General features: G+C 66.7%; 14 protein-coding genes and 1 pseudogene. 7 read left to right on the forward strand and 8 right to left on the reverse strand.

The genetic code is table 11. The annotated features are described in order from the left end of the window. The first annotated feature begins 93 nt into the window (after positions 1-93). Complete coding sequence (locus WS54_RS10275) at positions 94-3,525, forward strand: two-partner secretion domain-containing protein (RefSeq protein WP_108041827.1); 3,432 nt, start codon at positions 94-96, stop codon at positions 3,523-3,525. A 112-nt stretch (positions 3,526-3,637) separates the two neighbouring features. Here WS54_RS10275 and WS54_RS10280 read toward each other — a convergent pair whose 3' ends face one another. From WS54_RS10280 to WS54_RS10310, 7 genes are all read right to left on the reverse strand, one after another. After that, entirely contained in the window at positions 3,638-4,831 is a 1,194-nt protein-coding gene (locus WS54_RS10280) for an HlyD family secretion protein (RefSeq protein ID WP_034204253.1), read from the reverse strand. Beyond that, positions 4,831-6,687, reverse strand: coding sequence for an efflux transporter outer membrane subunit (locus tag WS54_RS10285; protein WP_442861308.1), 1,857 nt, complete (start codon positions 6,685-6,687; stop codon positions 4,831-4,833). The genes WS54_RS10280 and WS54_RS10285 overlap by 1 nt, the downstream gene beginning before the upstream one ends. A gap of 2 nt (positions 6,688-6,689) precedes the next feature. Next, positions 6,690-7,628: a glycosyltransferase family 2 protein gene (locus WS54_RS10290; RefSeq protein WP_034204251.1), complete on the reverse strand. Its 939-nt coding sequence runs from the start codon at positions 7,626-7,628 to the stop codon at positions 6,690-6,692. A 10-nt stretch (positions 7,629-7,638) separates the two neighbouring features. Continuing rightward, positions 7,639-9,234, reverse strand: coding sequence for a DHA2 family efflux MFS transporter permease subunit (locus WS54_RS10295; protein WP_059780830.1), 1,596 nt, complete (start codon positions 9,232-9,234; stop codon positions 7,639-7,641). Continuing rightward, complete coding sequence (locus tag WS54_RS10300) at positions 9,231-10,514, reverse strand: glycosyltransferase (protein ID WP_059780829.1); 1,284 nt, start codon at positions 10,512-10,514, stop codon at positions 9,231-9,233. Before WS54_RS10300 ends, WS54_RS10295 begins: the two co-directional genes overlap by 4 nt. Positions 10,515-10,531: 17 nt before the next feature. After that, positions 10,532-11,101, reverse strand: a complete 570-nt coding sequence (locus WS54_RS10305) for a methyltransferase family protein (protein ID WP_034204248.1) — start codon at positions 11,099-11,101, stop codon at positions 10,532-10,534. A 67-nt stretch (positions 11,102-11,168) separates the two neighbouring features. Next, on the reverse strand, positions 11,169-12,071 hold the full coding sequence (locus WS54_RS10310) for an alpha/beta fold hydrolase (protein ID WP_034204247.1): 903 nt from the start codon (positions 12,069-12,071) through the stop codon (positions 11,169-11,171). Between the two features lie 721 nt (positions 12,072-12,792). Here WS54_RS10310 and betI point away from each other — a divergent pair. From betI to betA, 3 genes are read left to right on the forward strand one after another with little or no spacing between them, the layout of a single operon-like run. Further along, positions 12,793-13,377 (forward strand): transcriptional regulator BetI, encoded by a 585-nt coding sequence (gene betI, locus WS54_RS10315; RefSeq protein ID WP_021160333.1) that lies wholly within the window; start codon positions 12,793-12,795, stop codon positions 13,375-13,377. A gap of 32 nt (positions 13,378-13,409) precedes the next feature. Then, a complete protein-coding gene (gene betB, locus WS54_RS10320) occupies positions 13,410-14,879 on the forward strand; it encodes a betaine-aldehyde dehydrogenase (protein ID WP_034204246.1) in 1,470 nt (489 codons plus the stop codon). 14 nt (positions 14,880-14,893) lie between these two features. After that, positions 14,894-16,594 carry a choline dehydrogenase gene (betA, locus tag WS54_RS10325; RefSeq protein ID WP_059780828.1) on the forward strand — a complete coding sequence of 567 codons (1,701 nt, stop codon included), beginning with the start codon at positions 14,894-14,896 and terminating at the stop codon, positions 16,592-16,594. Positions 16,595-16,783: 189 nt separating this feature from the next. Here the strand turns inward: betA and WS54_RS34230 are convergent. Further along, a pseudogene (locus WS54_RS34230) lies at positions 16,784-16,963 on the reverse strand (transposase); the annotation flags it as partial. A gap of 539 nt (positions 16,964-17,502) precedes the next feature. On the opposite strand from WS54_RS34230, the gene WS54_RS10335 reads away from it, so the two are divergent. The 3 genes from WS54_RS10335 (at position 17,503) to WS54_RS10345 (ending at position 21,628) form a co-directional block, all read left to right on the forward strand. Continuing rightward, positions 17,503-18,078 carry a fimbrial protein gene (locus tag WS54_RS10335; protein WP_034204244.1) on the forward strand — a complete coding sequence of 192 codons (576 nt, stop codon included), beginning with the start codon at positions 17,503-17,505 and terminating at the stop codon, positions 18,076-18,078. Positions 18,079-18,157: 79 nt separating this feature from the next. Further along, the gene (locus WS54_RS10340) at positions 18,158-18,904 is read left to right on the forward strand and encodes a fimbria/pilus periplasmic chaperone (protein WP_063890154.1); all 747 of its coding nucleotides are present in this window, start codon (positions 18,158-18,160) and stop codon (positions 18,902-18,904) included. Between the two features lie 162 nt (positions 18,905-19,066). Further along, positions 19,067-21,628 carry a fimbria/pilus outer membrane usher protein gene (locus WS54_RS10345; RefSeq protein WP_159086664.1) on the forward strand — a complete coding sequence of 854 codons (2,562 nt, stop codon included), beginning with the start codon at positions 19,067-19,069 and terminating at the stop codon, positions 21,626-21,628. The last annotated feature ends 74 nt before the right edge of the window (positions 21,629-21,702 follow it).

The raw sequence follows: 21,702 nt of genomic DNA on the forward strand, positions 1-21,702 counted from the left end.
GAAGCGGAAATTCATTCCGCGCCATCGTTCATCAGTCATGTTGTCAGGTGGACTGATGAACTCAATATACTCATCACCCAGGAAACGAAAACGATGAACAAGACCTACGCATTGGTGTGGAACCACGCACAAGGGTGCTGGAGCGCGGTCGGGGAAACCGCGCGCCGCCGCGGCAAATCCGGCAGCGGCAAGCTCGTCGCGGCGGCCGTATCGCTGCTCGGCCTCGCCGCCCTGCCCGCCCACGCACTGCCCATCGGCCAGGCCGTCGTCGCCGGTCACGCCGACATCGCGACCTCCGCCGACGGCAAGACGATGTCCATCAACCAGCACTCCGACAAGCTCATCACCAACTGGCAGGACTTCGGCGTCGCCGGCGGCGAACGCGTGTCGTTCCACCAGCCCGGCAGTTCGTCGATCGCGCTGAACCGCGTGATCGGCACCCGCGGCAGCCAGATCGACGGCCGCATCGACGCCAACGGCAAGGTATTCCTCGTCAACCCGAACGGCGTGATGTTCGGCGCCGGCTCGCAGGTCAACGTCGGCAGCCTCGTCGCGTCCACGCAGAACCTGTCCGATGCCGACTTCCTCGCCGGCAACTATCGCTTCGCCGGCACATCGGCCGCGTCCGTCGCCAACGCCGGCCACATCACCGCCGCCGACGGCGGCAGCGTCGCGCTGCTCGGCGCGCGCGTGTCGAACACCGGCGTGATCCAGGCGAAGATGGGCCACATCGCGCTCGGCGCCGGCAACGCGTTCAAGGTCAACTTCGACGGCAGCGATCTGCTCAGCGTGCAGGTCGAAGGCGGCGCCGTCGACGCGCAGGCGAGCAACGGCGGGCTGCTGAAGGCCGATGGCGGCGAGGTGCTGATGACTGCGCGCGCTGCGGGCAATCTGCTGAACGCGGCAGTCAACAACACCGGCACCATCGAGGCGCGTGGACTGAGCAGCCACGGCGGGCGCATCACGCTCGACGGCGGCACCGTGCTAGCCGGCGGCACGCTGGACGCGAGCGCCGCGGCCGGCAACGGCGGCGAAGTTGCGACGCGCGGCACGAACGTGCGCATCGCCGACGATGCGAAGGTCGACACGCGCGGCGCGAACGGCCGCTCGGGCACGTGGAAGATCGACACGGCGAACGCACGCGTCGCCGACGACGCGAACGCGACGATCGGCGCGGCTACGCTGTCGCGCAATCTCGACACGACCCACGTTGCATTGACCGGCGCGGCAGGCGACCTGTCGGTCGAAGGCCCCGTGAACTGGAGCGGCGACCACACGCTGTCGCTCGCGTCGCAGCGCGGCGGCGTGAAGCTGCAACGCGCGTTGAGCGCGCACGGCAGCCGCGCCGGGCTGGAGGTCAACGCCGCGAAGCGTATCGACATCGCCGGTCCGCTCGCGCTGACCGGCGCAAACGCCGCCCTCGCGCTGAACTCGGGTAACGGACATGTGCTGAACGACAACGCAACCGTCACGCTGTCGGGCGCGAATGCGTCGTTCAGCGCGAACGGGCAGGCCTATCGCGTGATCCATGACGTCGATCAATTGCGCGCGGTCGATACGAACCTGAACGGCCGCTACGTGCTCGGCAATGCGATCAAGGGCAGCGGCGCGTTCCGCAGCATCGGCGGCGATGCGGCGTTCACCGGCACGTTCGACGGCCTCGGCAATACGATCTCCGGGCTGTCCGTCTACAACGACGGACCGTTCGTGGGCCTGTTCGCCGGAAACTTCGGCACGATCGCCAACCTGACGCTCGATTCGGTGTCGGCGCGCGGCACGGCGAACTACGGTATCGGGCCCGTGATGGTCGGCTCGCTGGTCGGCGCGAACATCCAGGGCACGCTGTCGAACGTGCATGCACGCAATGTCGTCGTGACGAGCGGCGGCTCGGCCGCCAACATCGCCGGCGGTCTCGTCGGCACGAACCTGAGCGGCACGATCGACCGCGCATCGGTGTCGGGCCGCGTCGAAGGCAACCGCTACACGACCGCGCTCGGCGGGCTCGTCGGCGAAAACATCACGTCGCCGGACAGCCGGCTCGGCACCGCGACGATCGCCCGCAGCCGTGCCGACGCGAGCGTCTCGATCCAGGCCGCCGGCACGTCGCCCGACAACGGACAAAACGGATTCGGCGGGCTCGTCGGCTTCAACAGCGGCGACATCCGCGATTCGTCGAGCCACGGCGCCGTGTCGGTCGCGACCGTGGGCGCAACCGTCGGCGGTCTCGTCGGGCGCAACACCGGCACGGTCGGCGGGTCCGATGCGGACGGCCGCGTCATCGCCGGCGCGGCCAGCGCCGCCGGTGCGCTGGTCGGCGTCAACGCGGGCGCCATCGCCGCATCGCACGCGGGCGGAGGCGTCGCAGGCGGTGCGCGCAGCACGGTGGGCGGCCTCGTCGGCATCAACACCGCCGTCGGCACGATCGACAAATCGAACGCCACGGGTACGGTCGCCGTCGCCGGCAACGATGCGACGGCGGGCGGGCTCGTCGGCCGCAACGACGGTCGCGTGTCGGGATCGAGCGCATCCGGCGCAGTATCGGTCCTCGGCAACAGCGACGCCGGCGGCCTGATCGGCCGCAACACCGGAACCGTCGAATCGTCGCATGCACAAGGCACTGTTTCCGCCGGCGCCGGCAGCAATGCGGGCGGGCTCGTCGGTTTCAACGGCGGCGACATCCGCGACTCGTCGAGCAGCAGCGTTGTATCGGTCGCGAGCGCCGACGCCGCCGTCGGCGGTCTCGTCGGACGCAATCAAGGCCGGGTTCTCGGATCCGAGACGTCCGGCCGTGTCACCGCCGGTACGGCCAGCGTGGCCGGTGCGCTGGTCGGCTTCAACTCGGGTGCCATCGCCGCATCGCGCGCGAGCGGCGACGTCGTAGGCGGCACGCGCAGCACGGTGGGCGGCCTCGTCGGCATTAACGCCGCCGACGGAACGATCGACAAGTCGAATGCCACGGGTACGGTCGCCGTCGCCGGCAACGACGCGGCTGCGGGCGGGCTCGTCGGCATCAACGTCGGCCGCGTCGACCACGGCAACGCGTCCGGCAAGGTATCGGTTCTCGCCGATAGCGACGCGGGCGGCCTGATCGGCCGCAACGTCGGAACGGTCGCCTCGTCACATGCGCAAGGCGCCGTTTCCGCCGGCGCCGACAGCAATGCGGGCGGGCTCGTCGGCAACCACGCGCGCGGCTCGATCGTGCTGTCCGACGCAAGCGGCAGCGTCAACGGCGGCGCACGCGCGAAGGTCGGCGGCCTGGTCGGCATCAACGGCGGCACGATCGACCGATCGTCGTCGTCAGGCACCGTGAGCGGCGGCCTGAATGCCACGCTCGGCGGCATCGTGGGAATGGACTTCGGAACGACGCAAGCATCGTCGACCACCAGCCGGATCGCCTACACGCAGGGCTACGGTCAGCGGTATGGCGGACTCGCAGGTTTCGCGATGACGTCGATGACGGGCAATACGGCGTCCGGCGACGCGGCGCGGGTGCCGCTCGTCGGCGGCCAGTTCGTGTTCTTCTGACCATGACCCGGCGCAGGCGGGGAGTATGACCGCCTGCGCGCGGGGGAACGACGATGCGTTCGTTCCCCCGCATCCGCGGCGATGCGCGCCGGGCCGCGCCGCTACCCTGCCGCTACCCTCCCCGATTCTCCCGAATGATCGCCGCAGCGGCGACCTCGGCCTCGCTCGCCACGCCGTCGTGCACGCGCGTACTGACCGCCGGCGTCGGCGGTTCGCTGTCGAGCGCATGGCCGTTGCGATCGTGCGTGTCGACCGTCACGCGCATCGACAGCCCGACGCGCAGCGGATGCGCGGCGAGATCGCGCGGATCGAGCGCGATCACAACCGGCACGCGCTGCACGACCTTGATCCAGTTGCCGGCGGCATTCTGCGACGGCAGCATCGAGAACGCGCTGCCCGTACCCGCCGAAAATCCCTGCACGCGGCCGCGATAGACGATGCGTGCGCCGTAGAGGTCCGATACGACCTCGACCGGCTGCCCGACACGCATGTGGCGAATCTGCCCTTCCTTGAAATTCGCGTCGATCCACAAGCGGTTGAGCTGCACGATCGACATCAGCGGCACGCCGGGGCCGACCTGCTGGCCGACCTGCACCGAGCGCTGCCCGACCGTGCCGTCGACGGGCGCAACGATCGTCGTGCGCTTCAGGTTCCGGTAGGCGAGCTTGAACTGCGCGGCCGCCTGCACGACGGCCGGGCTTTCGTCGACGGGCAGCCGGGTGCCGAGCGCGCGCGCCGCATCGAGCTGCGCCTGCGCGGCCGCCAGGTTGGCCTGCGCGCCGGCTACCGCCGCGCGGGCGCGCGCCAGCTCCTCGGGCGCGACGATCTCGACCGACGCGCCCGAACGCGCCGCCAGCGCGCGCTGCGCGAGCTGCAGGTCGGCCCGTCGCGCGTTCACCGCTTCGACGTACATCGTGTTCGAGATCTTCGCGTTCGCGACCTGCCGTACGGCCTGCACGAGTTGCGCCTTCGCCTGCGCGAACGCAACGGACGCCTCGGTATCGTCGAGCCGCACGAGTGTCTGCCCCGCGCGCACGACCTGCGTATCGGCGACCAGCACGTCGGTCACGGCGCCCGGAATCTGCGCGGCAACCTGCACGATGCTGCCCGCGACATACGCGTCGTCGGTGTCTTCGTAGTAACGCTGGCTCAAAAACCAGAACGCGAGCCATGCGAGCGCGGCCGCGAGCACGATCGCGAAGAACACCATGAAGCGCTTGCGGCGCGTCGCGCGGCGCGCGTCGAGCGCAGGGTCGTCACCGAGTGAGGCCGGCGGCGCGGCGGTATGAAGGTTGTCGTGATGCATCAGTCGCTTTGCGTAACGATCAGGCGGTCATGCTGAAACAGCGGAATGGCCGGCGTCGCGCGCGGGTCGGCCGCCAGGTTCGCGGACGCGGTACGGGTCGACGCGGGTGCACCGCGTGGCGTCGGGTCGTTGTTCGCCGCGGCCGCATTCGACGTACGGGTCGCCGTATCGCGCGATGCGACACCGGTGGCCGACGTGCCGCCGGATCCGGCGGCCTGCCGCGAGGCCCCGGCCGCCGAACGCGTATCGGGCGGCGCCGCCGTCGCAGTCGCCCGACTCACGCTCGCCGCCGTCGCCGGTCCTCGCTTCGCCACGCCGCCGCGCGCTTGGCGAACGGCCGGCGTCGATGCCGAAGCGGGCGCCGACGCCCCGCTCCTCGCGTCGAATCCGCCGCCCAGCGCGCCGATCAACCCGACCCGCAGCGTCCGCTGCTTGCCGAGCAACGCGATCATCTGCGCGCGCTCGTCGATCAGCGTGAGATCCGCGACATCGACGTCCTTCTGCATCAGCACGCCGCGCCGATGCCGATCCGCCGCGATCTCCACGATTTTCTGCGCGGCCGCGACCGCGTCCTGCTGCTGCGCGACGAGCGTCTGCGACGTCTGCAGCGACGTGACGAGCTGCGCGACCTGCCCGAGCGCATCGTCGACGGCCTTGTTGTACAACCCGATCGCGACGTCGGCCTGCGCGACGTCCGCGCCGAGCTTCGCCTTCAGCCGGCCGCGATCGAAGATCGGCAGCGAGATCGCGGGGCCGACGGAGCCCGCGAGCGAATCGCGCGAGAACAACGATGCGGGCGTCAACGCGAACAAGCCGCCGAGCGCGACGAGGTTCACGTCCGGATAGAACTGCGCGCGCGTCGAGTCGGCATTCGCGAACGCGGCTTCGACCCGCAGCCGCGCGGCGACGATGTCGGGCCGGCGGCCCAGCAGATCGGCCGGCAGCCGGGCCGGCAGCGCGCCGCCCGCGAACGCGCCGACGCGCGGCCGCTGCAGCGCTAGCCCGCGCTCCGGGCCACGGCCGGACAGCACGCCGAGTTGCAGTTGCGCGAGCTTGATCTGCTCGTCGTTCAGCGCGATCTGCTCGAGCAGGCGGCTGCGCTTGATCGACGCATCGCTCGCGTCGTACGCGTTGTCGAGGCCGCGCGCGGTGCGCTCGCGCAGCACGGCCGTCACGCGCTGGCTGATCTTCAGTTTCTGCTGCAACAGGTCGCGCATCGCGTACGCCTGGTCGAGCTGGCAATACACGGTGACGATCGCGACGGCGAGCGTGAGCCGCACCTGTTCGGCCTCGACGCCGGCCGCGTCGCGCAACGACATCAGGCTCTTCGTCGCCGCGCGGTTCTTGCCCCACAGGTCGAGCTGATAGTTCAGTCCGACGAAGATCGACGTCGGCGACACGTTCGGATCGCCGAAGATCTGCACCGGCACGCGATAGCCGCCGGCCGTCACGTCGGCGATGTCGCCGGGCTTCGGCATCCGCGCGCGGCTGATCGTCGCGCCGGCCGTGCCCGTCAAGCCCGTCAGCGAATCGAACTGCTGAAGCTGCGCCTGCGCGATCCGCAGCCGCGCCTGTGCGACCTGCAGATCGGGATTGTTCCGCGACGCCTCGGCGACCAGGTCGTCGAGTTGCGGATCCTGCAGCTGCTTCACCCAGTCGGGCGCCGGCCACGCGCCGTTCGCGCCCGGGCCGGCGGTATGCACGAGTGCATCGTCGGCCGGCGCGCGCAGCGACAGCGCCGGCAGGAAGCCCGACGGCACGCATCCGCCCAATGCGAGCAATGCCGCGGCCGCCGCGATCGACCAGCCGCCCTTCGCGCCACGCGGCGAACCCGCCGCTTGCCTCATCCTCCGCATCGTCACCCCTGCCGAACGTGCTGCGCCCGCGCGGCCAGACGCGGCCGCGTGCGCTCGAGCGGGCCGAGGCGGCCGAACAGACCGTCCGCGACGCCGAACAGGATGCCGGCCAGCTTCGCGCGCTTGTCACGCTCGACGAGCGCGATCTGCACGACCTGCCACACGGTCAGCAGATTCGGCACGAGCGCCACCGGAAAGCGCAGCCCGTACTGCATGCCGAGCTGCACCGCATTGCGTGCGCTGTAGTAGCGCCGTTGCCACGAGTGATTCATCGACGTCATTTCGAAAGGGCCGATCGCATGCCGCCGTTTCGCGCCGATCCGGTGCGGCAGCACCAGCGACGGCACGACATAGAGCGGCACGTTGCGCGCAAGCGCGCGGAAGCTGTACTCGGTGTCGACATGATCGATGAACAGCGTCTCGTCGAAGCGGCCGAGCACGTCGAACGCATCGCGCGACACGACGCAGCCCGACGAGATCAGGAATGCGCAGCGCTGCATCGGTGCGTCGGGGGCGAGACTCAGACGGCGCAACCCGATCCCGTTCGTCGCGAGTTCCGGCAGGAAGCTTTGCGCGTTCTCGTCGAAGATGCGCGGGCCGGCGAGGAACGCGCGCGCCGCGAGCGTTGTGCAGACGCCGCGCATCGTCGCGAAGTATCCGGCCGGCACCGACGAGTCCTGATCGAACAGCGCGACTGCATCGACGCCGTCGCCGAACAGCGCCGCGAGCCCCGCGTTGTAAGCGCCCGCGATCCCGCCGCGATTGCCGTGATGCAGCCACGCGATGCCGTCGCGCGCGCACAGCTCGCGCGCACGCGCATCCGGCTGCGGCGTGTTGTCGACGACGAGCAGCGCGTCGCACGCGTGCCGCCAGCCGCGCAGCGCGTCGAGCTGCGCGTCGCTCGGGTGATAGAGGATCACGAGTGCGCCGAGTGTCGTCATGGTCCGCTCCTCAATGCCCGAACGATGCTGCCGCGCCGCGCCTGGGCCGCGTCAGCCACATCATCGCGGCAAGCACGACGCACGTCATGCTCGCCATCCAGAACATGTCGTTGGTCGCCATCATGTACGCCTGCTGCATCACGACCTGATGCAGCGTCGTCAGTTCGCGCACGCCGTCCACGCCCATCGCGTTCAGCGTGTGCACGAAGCGCTGCGTGTTGGCGGACGCATGCGTGACCGATTGCGAGACGACGTCGTAGTGATAGGTCGCGCGGTTGTCCCACAGCGTCACGCTCATCGCGGTGCCGAATGCGGCCGACAGCGTACGCAGGAAATTCGACAGGCTCGACGCGGCGGCGAGCCGGTCGTCCGGAATGCGCGACAGCGTGGCGGCAGTCAGCGGAATGAAGAAGCACGGCAGCCCGATCCCCTGGATCAGCCCCGGCGCGGCGATCTGCGCGAACGTCATCTTCAGCGTGAAATGCGCGTCCCATGCGAGCACGGCCGCGAAGACGAGGAAACCGAACGTCGCGAGCACGCGCGCGTCGAAGCGGTGCGCATGCAGCCCGACGAGGATCGAGAACACCAGCGCGAGCACGCCGAGCGACGCGGTCGCGAGCCCCGCGTGGAACGCGTTGTAGCCCATCACGGCCTGCATCCACAGCGGAAACACGACGCCGACCACGGAGAAGCTCATCATCCCGAGCGAGATGATCAGCACGCAGAACGAGAACGTGCGGTCGCGAAACAGGCTCAGATCGACGACGGGATGCGCTTCGCCCGCCTCCCAGATCAGCAGCGACACGATCGCGAGCGCCGCGACCGCCGCGAGCGTGACGATCAGCGGCGAATCGAACCAGCCGCGGTCGTGACCGAGATCGAGCATCGCCTGCAGCGAGCCGACGCCGATCACGAGCAGCACGATGCCCGGCACGTCGATCGGGCCGGCCGCGCCGCGCTGCGCGTCGGGGCGCAGCATCGCGGTGCACACCGCGAACGAGAACAGCCCGATCGGCAAATTGATCAGGAAGATCCACGGCCACGAGAAGTTGTCGACGATCCAGCCGCCGACCACCGGCCCGAAGATCGGCGCGAGCAGCACGGTCATCGCCCACAGCGCGAGCGCGATCGTGCGCTTGTCCGGCGGGAACGTGCGCAGCAGGATCGTCTGCGACAGCGGCACCATCGGCCCCGAGCACAGGCCCTGCAGCGCGCGGCAGATCACCAGCACGTGCAGGTCGCGCGCGAGCCCGCACAGCAGCGACGTCAGCGTAAACAGCAGCACCGCGCCGACGAACAACCGCAGCTCGCCGACGCGCCGTGCGAGCCAGCCGGTCAGCGGCACCGCGATCGCGGCCGCGACCGAATACGAGCTGATCACCCACGTGCCCTGACTGTTCGATACGCCGAGACTGCCGGAGATCGCCGGCACCGCGACGTTCGTCACGGTCGAGTCCAGCACCTCGATGAAGGTCGCGAGCGACAGCGCGAACGTCAGCAGTGCGAGACGGATGCCGCGCACCGGCTGCGCGGCCGGTACGGGCGCCGGCACGTCGAACGCGGACGGCGCGACGGGCCCGTCGCGAAGCGGCGACGCGGCGCTCATGCGCCGGCCACCGCAACGTCGGCCCGCGCGGCCAGCCGCCCGCGCCTGGGCACGAACCGTTCGATGAAATCGGCGGCCGCGCCGCAGCCGTCCGGCGCGGCTGCGAGCAGCGCGCGCGTACGCTCGGCGTGTACCGCGAACGCGGGTTCTTCGAGCACGCGCGCGAGCGCCGCGCCGAGCCGCGCGCCGTCGAGCGGGCCGTCGACCCGCACGCCGCAGCCGTTCGCGACGACGCGTTGCGCGTTGTCGAACTGGTCGTGCGCGAACGGCGTGACGACCTGCACGATGCCGGCTTCGCACGCGAGCGCCGCCGTGCCGATCCCGCCGTGATGCACGAGTGCGCGGCAACGCGGCAGCAGCGCGCGCATCGGCACGAAACGGCGCACGAGCAGCCGGTCGCCGGTCTGCGCCGCATCGTCGTGCGGCGTCAGCAGGATCCCGCGCACGCCGGTCGCGCGCAGCGCGTCCGCCACCGCGCGCGCATACGCCGCGTGATCGACGAGCGTCGAACCTGCCGTGAACACGACCGGCGGCTCGCCGGCCGCGAGAAACGCATCGAGCGCCGCATCGTCGGCGGCGGCGATGTCGTTGAACAACGGAAAACCGCTTTGCAGATGGTTCGACGGCCAGTCCGGCTGCGGCGGCGCGAACCAGCGGGGAAACAGGCACAGCACGCCGTCGGTCGAATGCAGCCAGCGGCCGAGCACGCGCCGCGCGGGCGCAAGCCCGAGCTCGCCGCGCACCGCGTCGAGCGCCGGGCCGCACACGCGGTCGAGCACCTGCCGCTCGATCAGCGTCATCAGCGCCGACTTCACCGGCAACGGCCAGCGTGCGGGAATCGTCAGGCGCGGGTGGGTCGGCGGCGCATGCGCGGACAGCAGCGTCGACGGCGACACCTGCACCGACACGTACGGCGTGCCGTGCAGTTCCTGCATGAAGCGCGCGGAAAATGCCCACAGCGTGCCGACCAGCACCGTGTCGGCATCGGTCAGCGCGCGCAGGGCGTCGTAATGCGGGCGCAGCGTCGGCGCGATCACCTGCCACAGCGTACGGAACGACGTGCGGGGATCCCACAGCGCCGGGTTCGCCATCGCCGCGTCGTAGTCGGCCGCGGTGCCGACCGGCACGAACGCGAACCCGCAGCGGCGCACGGCCGCCTCGAACGGCGCATGCGTACAGAACACGACCTCGTGACCGCGCGCCGCGAGCGTGCGCGCGATGCCGAGCATCGGATGCACGTCGCCCGCCGAACCGATCGCGGTCACGATCATCTTCGCCATCGCGCGCCTCGCGGAGATCAGTAAAAGCCGGGAATCAGCGCCGCCACTTCGCGGCGATACTGCACGTAGGCCGGCCCGAAATATCCGGTCAGCCAGCTTTCTTCGACGCGCACCTTGTACGCAAGGGACGCGAACACGAGCAGCACGCCGATCGCGCCGCGCCATTCGCCGCCGATCAGCGCGGCGCCGACCAGCGCGATCAGGCAGCCGGTGTAGATCGGGTGACGCACGAGCGCATACGGCCCCGTGCGCACGAGCTCGTGATCTTCCTTCAGCGTGACCGATACGCTCCAGTTCGTGCCCAGATGCAGCCGCGCCCACACCGAGAACAACAGGCCGGCCACCAGCACCGCGAGCCCGCACTGCGCCTGCAGCCCGAAGCGGTGCCAGTCGGGCGCGAGCGCCTGCCACGACGGATCGGGCAGGATGATCAGCGCGCCGCCGACGATCAGCGGAATCGACTGCAGCGTGCGCGAGCGCGACGCTTCCTTGCGCACGGTCGCCTTGACGCCCTGCGACGTGGCGATCCAGTACGCGAGCCACGCGGCCCACGGAACGACGATGGCGATGGTCTGAACGATATTCACGGCTGGCCTGCCTCGTTGGGATGGGAATTCGGATGCGCGGGACGAGCCCGATGCACGACGGACGACGTCACGACGACAGCGCAGGCATCGGCGCGGGCACGCACGCGTGCGCGGCAGCCCGTGCGATGCCGTTCGCGGCGGGCGCGTCGCCACAGAAAAAATCGAGCAGCGCGGCACGGGTGCATTCGCGCTGCGCACGGCCTTCGATGTCGAGGAAATGGCCGGCGTCCGGCACCGTCGCGAACCGCGCGCGCGCCACGTGCGCGCCGAGTTGACGCACGTCGGCCGGCGTCGTGTATTCGTCGCGTTCGCCGTTCAGGAACAGCAACTCGCAGCCGATGTTCGAGAACTCGCTGAAGTAGCGCTCGGGCTGCAACGACAGGATCTGATCGACGTGGAACGCGACCTGGTCCTGCTCGTCGCGCGGCAGGCGCGTGAGATACCGGTAGTTGTACAGCTTCATGATGCGCGGCAGATAGCGGCCGACGGTGTCGTTCAGCAACTGCGCGGCCTTCAGGTTCTCGCCGGCCGCGATGTGGTCGCGCGCACGCGTCACGTAGTCGACCATCGCATCGTTCAGGAACGGCGAGAACGAGCAGATCGCCGCGCGCCGCACGCTCGGGCAGCCGCGCGCGAGCGCGAACAGCGACGCGACGCCGCCCCACGACACCGACACGAGGAACGCCGGCGCGAAGCGCTCGACCAAGTACTGGAGGATCGCGGCTTCGTCGTCCTTGGTCAGGATGGAGCAGCCGGGATTGTGCTGGCGCGACTGCCCCGCATACGGCAGGTCGAAGCAGATCGTGTTCATCCGCTCGCCGAGATACTGGACGGTCTGGCCGAACGACGCGGTCGTCGCGAGCGCGCCGTTGACGAGCATCGCCGTATCGAAGGCCGGGTCGAACACGTTCCGTTCGACGTAGACCTTCAGGCCATTCGGTAGCGGGACCACGTGTTTTTCGGTCGGCATCGTCGTTCTCCGGTGGATGCGGCGTCTCGACGTCGCGGCATGCTGCAAGTGCGCAATGGCTGACGCCGACCCCGCGCGCGGTCGTTCGACGCGCTCATTGCCGACGCACCGCGGCAATTGCCCGCGGCGCCATTCATTCCTCGTGGTGCGGCGCCATACTAATACGGTCGATATTACTTACTCAAGTCGTTCCAAAAATACCCTCTACTCGAACCGGAAATACGTCGGATTCAAATTCATTTATCTATTTCCGTGGTATGAGGAATTCAGGAAGAGATGATGGCAATCGTTTGCGAGCCACCCTTTTTGAAGCTCGAAAGCACAAACTTATCTTTTATATTCAATGGCTTAATCAATATCATTCGGTCGATTGAAACGGATTTTTGAAAGCCAGCCGCCTTCACGATCCGGTTTGACGATTTCACATCGTGAATAATGTTGCAGATTTCGACATTCTTTCGTTTCGTAATGGAATCAGGCAGGGAAACGGTGCTTCCGATTACGTCGAATTTTCGTGAACCGTTTTAAACATATTCAAACTTAGTTAACCTTCTTTCAGCTCGTTTTTCCGCACCTGCACATGGGCTCCAGGCGTGACGAATCCTCCCGTTTGGAACACGTCACTCCGTTCGCCCCCGATTTTTTGTTGATTGATCGTTCAATAAAAAACCGCTAAGCTGCCGACTTCCATGGACGGCCCACCCGGGCGAAGGGAGTCACGATGCCGAAAGTCGGAATGCGGGAAATCCGCCGCGCACAGTTGATCGACGCCACGTTGCGCTCGATCGACGAAGCGGGCCTGCCCGGCACGACGCTCGCATCGGTCGCGCAACGCGCGAACATCTCGACGGGCATCGTCAGCCATTACTTCGGCGACAAGGACGGCCTGCTCGAAGCGACGATGCGGCACGTGCTGCGCGACCTGTGGTCGGCCACCACGCGCCGCCGCGTCGCCGCGCGCAAGGATCCGCGTTCGCGGCTGCGCGCGATCGTCGCCGCGAACTTCGACGACACGCAGGTCAGCGCGCCCGTGATGAAGACGTGGCTCGCGTTCTGGTCGCAGAGCATGCACGACCCGATGCTCAAGCGCCTGCAGCACGTGAACACGCGGCGCCTCCATTCGAACCTGTGCGCCGAGTTCGCGAAGGCGTTGCCGCGCACCCAGGCGCGCGAAGCCGCCAGCGGCCTCGCCGCGCTGATCGACGGCCTGTGGCTGCGCGGCGCGCTCGCCGGCGGCCCGATCGACACCCGAGCCGCGTTGAAGCTCGCCCACGATTACATCGACCTGCTGCTCGCGTCCGACTGACGCGTCACGCAGTCGCCCTCAAGGAGATCCTCATGTCCGTATACGGTTTGCAGCGCCTCTACATCGGCGGCGGTTACGTCGACGCCACGAGCGGCAAGACTTTCGACACCTTCGATCCGGCCACCGGCGAGCTGCTCGCGCAGGTGCAGCAGGCGAGCGCGGCCGACGTCGATCGCGCGGTCGCGTCCGCGCAGGAAGGCCAGCGCGAATGGGCGGCGATGACCGCGATGCAGCGCTCGCGCATCCTGCGCCGCGCGGTCGACCTGCTGCGCGAGCGCAACGACGCACTCGCGGCCATCGAGACGCGCGACACCGGCAAGCCGATCGGCGAGACGCTCGCGGTCGACATCGTCACCGGCGCGGACGTGATCGAGTACTACGCGGGCCTCGCGACCGCGATCGAAGGGCTGCAGGTACCGCTGCGCGCCGAATCGTTCGTCTATACGCGCCGCGAGCCGCTCGGCGTGTGCGCGGGCATCGGCGCGTGGAACTACCCGATCCAGATCGCCTGCTGGAAGACCGCACCGGCGCTCGCGGCCGGCAACGCGATGGTATTCAAGCCGAGCGAAGTCACGCCGTTGACCGCGCTGAAACTCGCGGAAATCTATACGGAAGCCGGCGTGCCGGCCGGCGTGTTCAACGTCGTGCAGGGCGACGGCTCGGTCGGCGCGTTGCTCACCGGCCACCCGGACATCGCGAAGGTGTCGTTCACCGGCGGCGTCGAAACCGGCAAGAAGGTGATGTCGCTGGCCGGCGCATCGTCGCTGAAGGAAGTGACGATGGAGCTCGGCGGCAAGTCGCCGCTGATCGTGTTCGACGATGCGGACCTCGACCGCGCGGCCGACATCGCGGTGACCGCCAACTTCTTCAGCTCGGGCCAGGTCTGCACCAACGGGACGCGCGTGTTCGTGCACCGCTCGATCAAGGACGCGTTCACGACGAAGGTGCTCGAACGCGTGAAGCGCATCCGCGTCGGCAAGCCGACCGATGCCGACACCAACTTCGGCCCGCTCGTGTCGGCCGCGCAGCTCGACAAGGTGCTCGGCTTCATCGAAAGCGGCAAGGCCGAAGGCGCGAAGCTGCTCGCGGGCGGCACGCGCCTGACCGACGGCCACTTCGGCAGCGGCCAGTACGTCGCGCCAACCGTGTTCGGCGATTGCCGCGACGACATGAAGATCGTGCGCGAGGAAATCTTCGGGCCGGTGATGAGCATCCTCGATTTCGAATCGGAGGACGAAGTGATCGCGCGCGCGAACGACACGCACTACGGCCTCGCGGCCGGCGTCGTGACCGAGAACCTGTCGCGCGCGCACCGTACGATCCATCGCCTCGAAGCCGGCATCTGCTGGATCAATACCTGGGGCGAATCGCCGGCCGAAATGCCGGTTGGCGGATACAAGCAATCCGGTGTCGGACGCGAGAACGGCATCACGACGCTCGAGCACTACACTCGAATCAAGTCGGTGCAGGTCGAGCTCGGCCGCTACAACCCGGTGTTCTGAAAAGGAGATCCGTCATGACGACACGCGAATACGACTACATCATCTGCGGCGCGGGTTCCGCGGGCAACGTGCTCGCCACGCGCCTGACGGAAGATCCGGACGTCACGGTGCTGCTGCTCGAAGCGGGCGGCCCCGACTACCGCTTCGACTTCCGCACGCAGATGCCGGCGGCGCTCGCCTACCCGCTGCAGGGCCGCCGCTACAACTGGGCGTACGAGACCGACCCCGAGCCGCACATGGACAACCGCCGGATGGAGTGCGGCCGCGGCAAGGGGCTCGGCGGCTCGTCGCTGATCAACGGGATGTGCTACATCCGCGGCAACGCGCTCGACTACGACAACTGGTCGACGCACAAGGGCCTCGAGAACTGGACGTATCTCGACTGCCTGCCGTACTTCAAGAAAGCCGAGACGCGCGACATCGGTCCGAACGACTATCACGGCGGCAGCGGCCCCGTGTCGGTCACGACCAGCAAGCCAGGCGTGAACCCGCTGTTCGAGGCGATGGTCGACGCGGGCGTGCAGGCCGGCTATCCGCGCACCGACGACCTGAACGGGTATCAGCAGGAAGGCTTCGGCCCGATGGACCGCACCGTCACGCCGAAGGGCCGCCGCGCGAGCACCGCGCGCGGCTACCTCGATCAGGCGAAGGTGCGGCCGAATCTCGAGATCGTCACGCACGCGCTCGCCGACCGCATCCTGTTCGACGGCAAGCGCGCGTCGGGCGTCACGTACCTGCGCGGCAGCGAACGCGCGACCGCGCACGCCCGCCGCGAAGTGCTCGTGTGCAGCGGCGCGATCGCGTCGCCGCAACTGCTGCAACGCTCGGGCGTCGGCCCCGGCGCATGGCTGAAGGAACTCGACATTCCCGTCGTGCTCGACCTGCCCGGCGTCGGCCAGAATCTGCAGGACCACCTGGAGATGTACATCCAGTACGAGTGCAAGGAGCCGGTGTCGCTGTATCCGGCGCTCAAGTGGTGGAACCAGCCGAAGATCGGCCTCGAATGGATGCTGAACGGCACGGGCCTCGGCGCGAGCAACCACTTCGAGGCCGGCGGCTTCATCCGCACGCGCGACGACGATCTGTGGCCGAACATCCAGTATCACTTCCTGCCGGTGGCGATCAACTACAACGGCTCGAACGCGATCGAGATGCACGGCTTCCAGGCGCACGTCGGCTCGATGCGCTCGCCGAGCCGCGGCCGCGTGAAGCTGCGCTCGCGCGATCCGAACGATCATCCGAGCATCCTGTTCAACTACATGGCCGAAGCGCTCGACTGGCGCGAGTTCCGCGATGCGATTCGCGCGACGCGCGAGATCATGCGGCAGCCGGCGCTCGATCGCTATCGCGGCCGCGAACTGAATCCGGGCGCCGACTGCAAGACCGACAAGGAGCTCGACGCATTCGTGCGCGCTCGCGCGGAAACCGCGTTCCATCCGTCGTGCTCGTGCAAGATGGGTTACGACGACATGGCGGTAGTCGACGAAGAAGGCCGCGTGCACGGGCTCGACGGGCTGCGCGTGGTCGATGCGTCGATCATGCCGATCATCACGACCGGCAACCTGAACGCGCCGACGATCATGATCGCCGAGAAGATCGCCGACAAGATCCGCCGCCGCACGCCGCTCGCCCGTGTCGACGTGCCGTACTTCGTCGCGAACGGCGCACCGGCGCGCAATGTCGCGAAGGCCGTGCGGCAACCGGAAACGGTCTGACGCAAGCGGGTATTCTGCGCGGTCTTTGCGCTCCTCGTGTAACGCTGCTGACGGTTGCCTTCAGCAGCGTTTTTCGTTTCCGGATTTGGCGATTGTCGATATCCGACCCCAAACGCTCGGCGTTCGACTCTGAACCAGATTCGGTCCCGGTCGGAAGCAAAATTTCCGGCTGGGTTGAGTAGCGCCCGCCGTCTGTCCCAGCCCTCCGAATTTCTTCTTCCAGTCGTCGAAAGTCGCGTCGCTTGTTCCGAGCTTGCGGCAGATCTCCTCGATCGTCGTACCCAACTCGGCTAGCGTCAGTGCGAATGCGATCTGCTCTTCCGTAGACTTGCTCCTCTTCGTGGCATGGCCTTCGTCCCGCCTGGACACATCGCGCCGGATTTCTCCACTTTTGAACCCGGCTATTTCTCGGATCAGGGCCAGGGTATCGTCACCGCTATAACTCGAGCCGGCGTCGATTTGCGTGGCCTGCGGAATACGGGAAGCGCCCTGGTTAATATTTTTTAAATACCCATATTAGCCAGTTAATCGATAAATCATAAATAACTCTGTCAATCTTTGTCACGAGAAGTATTCGCAAAAATCAGACTGGATAGAATGCTGGTGCGTTGTCACCGATCAGCTTTCTTCCAAAAAACAATCTGCTTCCGACGAAGCAAATTGAGCAGCTGACGTGACTCTGCGAGATCCGAGCCTGTTCACGCCAATAGCGACCGAACGGGACCATTGAATCCAGCAAACGGGGAATCGGCACGGAAGATTTCCTGGCCGTATGCGTGGTCGCCCGAAATCACCTCGTACTCGACGAGGCAACTCCACTTATCCGGCATATTCGACTCGTTATTGGCGTGGGCAGGCTCGGCATACTAATCAGAGGCGCAGTGCCTCAACCAGCGAAGGAGTTCCAGATGAGCAAAAAAATCCTTGGACCGTTATCGGTGAGTGCGGTGGCATTGGCCATCGCCATGCCGGGCATTTCGCATGCGGCGGACGGCACGGTCAATTTCAACGGCGAAGTCGTCTCGCAGACCTGCACGATCAATGGCAACAACACCGGCAAGAGCGACTTCACCGTCACGCTCAAATCGGTGCCGACGTCGGCGCTCAAGAAGGATGGCGATACCGCCGAGCGTACGCCGTGGACCATTGCGCTGACCAATTGCACGCCCGCATCGGGCAACGTGACGGTCTACTTCGAACCCGGCCCGCAGGTCGACTTCAACACCGGTCGGCTCAAGAACAATACCGGCACGGCTACCAACGGCAAAGCGTATGCCACCAACGTCGAAGTGGGCTTGCTGAACAGCGGGTTCCAGCCGATCACGTTGGGTAATGATCCTAGCACTCAGGGTGCCGACGTCGTGGCGATCGGCGCGGACGGGACGGCCACGCTGAAGTTCTACGCACAGTATGTGGCAACGGGCGGAGCGGCAACGCCCGGCCCGGTGCAAGCCCAAGTCATGTACACGCTGAACTTCAGCTGATCGAAACACATCGGCATGAACCCCGCCCCCTTGTCAGTGGGCCTTCGCATTCCTAATCATCAGAATCGGATTCTCAGACATGTTCCCATGGAAGACAGCAGCGCGTTCCGCCGTCGCGGTGTTGCTGACGTGCGTTTCGACGGCGTACGGCAGTGTCGTGATCATGGGCACACGGGTGATCTACCCCGCCGGAGAGCGCGAGGTCTCCATCAAGCTCAGCAACGAAGGATCGTCGCCCGCACTGGTGCAGACGTGGCTCGATAAAGGCGATCCCAAAGCGCAACCTGGGGCCGTCCAGCTGCCGTTCACGTTGATGCCGCCGCTGTTCCGCATGGAACCCAGGAAAGGTCAGACGCTCCGCCTCATTTACACCGGAGAGCCGCTGCCGCAGGACAAGGAGTCCGTCTTCTGGCTGAACGTACTCGAAGTTCCACCCAAGGCGCAGGTGTCGACGGAAAACGAGAACCTGATGCAATTGGCATTCCGCTACCGCATCAAGATATTTTTCAGGCCAAAGGCGCTGCCGGATAACCCCGACGCAGCCGCCACTCAGCTGACATGGACGCCCGTGCCGGAAGGCGGCGAAATGAAAGTGCGGGTCGACAATCCCTCTGCCTATCACGTGACGATCGTGAACATCGACGCCGGAATCGACGGCAAGTCGTATTCGGACAGCGTGGGCGGCATGGTCGACCCAGGAGGGAACACGACGTTCCTCCTGAAGAAGTCCGCCGTCACGCCCGCCGCCGGGCCGTTCGAAGTCAAGTATCGCTATATCAACGACTACGGCGCGGAAATCAACGCGACATTCCCAAAGAGCAAGTAGCGACGCGCGTCGTGCCCTCCGTCGCTCGCTGCTCGAGCGACGACGCATGCGGCGCCCCAAGCCGCTCTCCCGATCATGTTCGCGGGTCATTCAAGTTCTCCCATCATCATGTATTCGTATTCGCTCGACTCCGGAAGCAAACGCATCGTCACGAGACCGTTGGTGGCGTTGCTCACGCTATGCGCAGCCAGCGTGATGCAGCCGGTTCGTGCGAATGGCGACACGACGACGAAGGACGTCCAGTTCGACAGCCAGTTCCTGCTGGGGCCGGACGGACGCTCGATCGACGTGAGCCGGTTCGAGAAAGGCAATCCGGTGGTCCCCGGTCAATATGTGGTCGACGTGATCGTGAACGGGAACTGGGTGGGCCGTCAGGCGGTGAAGTTCGGTGCTCGCAATGGCGCGAACGCCGCACTGTGCTTCGACCGCAAGCTCGGCGAGCGCATCGGCCTGAATTTCGACGTGCTGTCGCCGGAGAACCGCACGCGATTCGCCTCCGCGAACGTCGACGAATGCCTGGACCTGAGATCCATGGTGGGCGACGCCAGCGTCGATTTCGACCCATCCGACCTGAGGCTGGATCTCACCGTTCCGCAAATCGCGGTGAAGCAGAACCCGCACGGCTACGTGAGTCCGGAGCTTTGGGATGCCGGCGTGCCGTCGGCGACACTGGCCTACAACTTCACGGGTTCGCGTTCGACAGGAGGCGAGTCGCCCGACTCCCAGGGCTACCTCGGACTGAACGCGGGAATCAACATCGGCAGCTGGCACGTCAGGCACAACGGCTCGATGTCGTGGTCGACGGGGCGAACGCGCGAGTATCAAAGCATCGTCACGTACCTGCAGCACGACGTGCCGTCCCTGCGGAGCCAGGTGAAGATCGGCGACACGTATACCGACGGGCAGTTCTTCGACAGTTTCGGTGTGCGCGGCATTCAACTGGCCACCGACGATCAGATGCTGCCGGAATCGATGCGCGGCTATGCGCCGATCATTCGCGGCGTCGCGAACTCCAATGCCCGTGTGACCGTCACGCAGAACGGCATCAAGCTTTACGAAACGATCGTGACGCCCGGTACGTTCGAGATCAAGGATCTCTATGCGACGGGATACGGCGGCAATCTGCTGGTGACGATCACCGAGGCGGACGGAAGCCAGCGAAGTTTCGCCGTGCCGTACGCGTCGGTCGTGCAGTTGCTGCGTCCGGGAATCTATCGCGTCACGGCCTCCGCGGGCGAGTTGCGCGACCAGCAAATCACATCGAAGGTGAAGGTGCTGCAGTCGACCGTCCAGCGCGGGTTCACCAATCTGCTGACGGGATATACGGGCGCGATTGTCGCGCAGAATTATTACTCGGCGCTCGTGGGCGTGGCCGTCAACACGGATTTCGGCGCGGTCGCCTTCGACGTCACCCATGCACACGCCGAGATCGGCCCGGCAAACAACAGCAGCGGACAAAGTTTCCGCGTGAGTTTCAGCAAGTCCGTGCCGGTCACTCAAACGCTCGTCAACGCATCCGCATCTCGATACTCGTCCAGCGGATTCTGGACGTTCCGCGACGCGATGCTTGCGCGACAGGCGATCGAACGCGGCAACGACATACAGTGGGCCGGTCGGCCTCGTTCGCGGTTGCAGGTATCGCTGTCGCAATCGTTCGGACAACGCTGGGGGACCGTCTTCATGTCGGGCAACCGCGTGGATTATTGGGGGCGTGGCGGCAACGATACGTTCTACAACGCCGGCTATAGCAATTCGTTCCGCAGCATCGGCTACTCCGTGTCGGTATCGCGGCAGCGGGTGGGCACGACGTCGGCCATGAGCAACCAGATTTTCGCGAGCATTTCCGTGCCGCTCGGCGGTAACGGGCATACGTCGACCCTCACCACGACCTTCACGCGCGACGATGACGCGGGCTCGACGCTGCAGGCCATGTACAACGGCAGCGCGGGCGACTACAACGAGTTCAGCTACGGGCTGACCGCGACGCGCGCCCGCCCCGGATCGAGCGCCGACGCGAATGCGCAATATGCGAGCCCGTACACGACGATCGGCGGCAGCATCAGCCGCGGCAACGGGTATAGCCGGGCAACGGCGACCCTGTCCGGCGCCGTGGTGGCGCACCCGGGCGGTGTGACGCTGGCGCCGAGCATGGGCGACACCGTAGGCGTGGTCGACGCGCCGGATGCCGCCGGCGCGCGCGTCGAGAATGCGCCCGGCGTGGCGGTCGACGGGCACGGATACGCAATCGTGCCTTTCCTCACGCCGTACAGCCTGAATACCGTTTCACTCGATCCACGCGGCTTGCCGCTGGACGTCCAGCTGGATACGACCGCTCAACAGATCGCGCCGAGAGCGAACTCGGTCGTGATGCTGCACTTCAAGACGGTGAGCGGCCGCACGGCGTTGGTCACGGTCCACCTGCCGAATGGGAAGTCGCCGCCGTTCGGTGCGGCGGTACAGGACGAAAAAGGCAGCGACATCGGAATCATCGGCCAAGGCGGAAAGTTCTTCTTGCAAGGTGCGACCGACAACGGCCGGCTCACCGTGAAGTGGGGCAACGCGCCGGACGAGACATGCGAATTTTCCTACAGCCTGCCGCCGCGAGACCGCAAGCAGTTGGTCTACACGTCGCTCGACTCGATTTGCACGGCGAAAGCATCCAGGACGGAACACGTGACCGAGGCGGCGCATATCGTCGGTTCACCCGACGCTTCCAACAAATAGCACGTTACGCAACGTGCGCGTCCAGTCACGAAGAACACACCAGAGACCGAAATATATTTCATGAACACGGATGG

It is taken from the genome of Burkholderia sp. NRF60-BP8 (assembly GCF_001522585.2).
Lineage (GTDB): Bacteria > Pseudomonadota > Gammaproteobacteria > Burkholderiales > Burkholderiaceae > Burkholderia.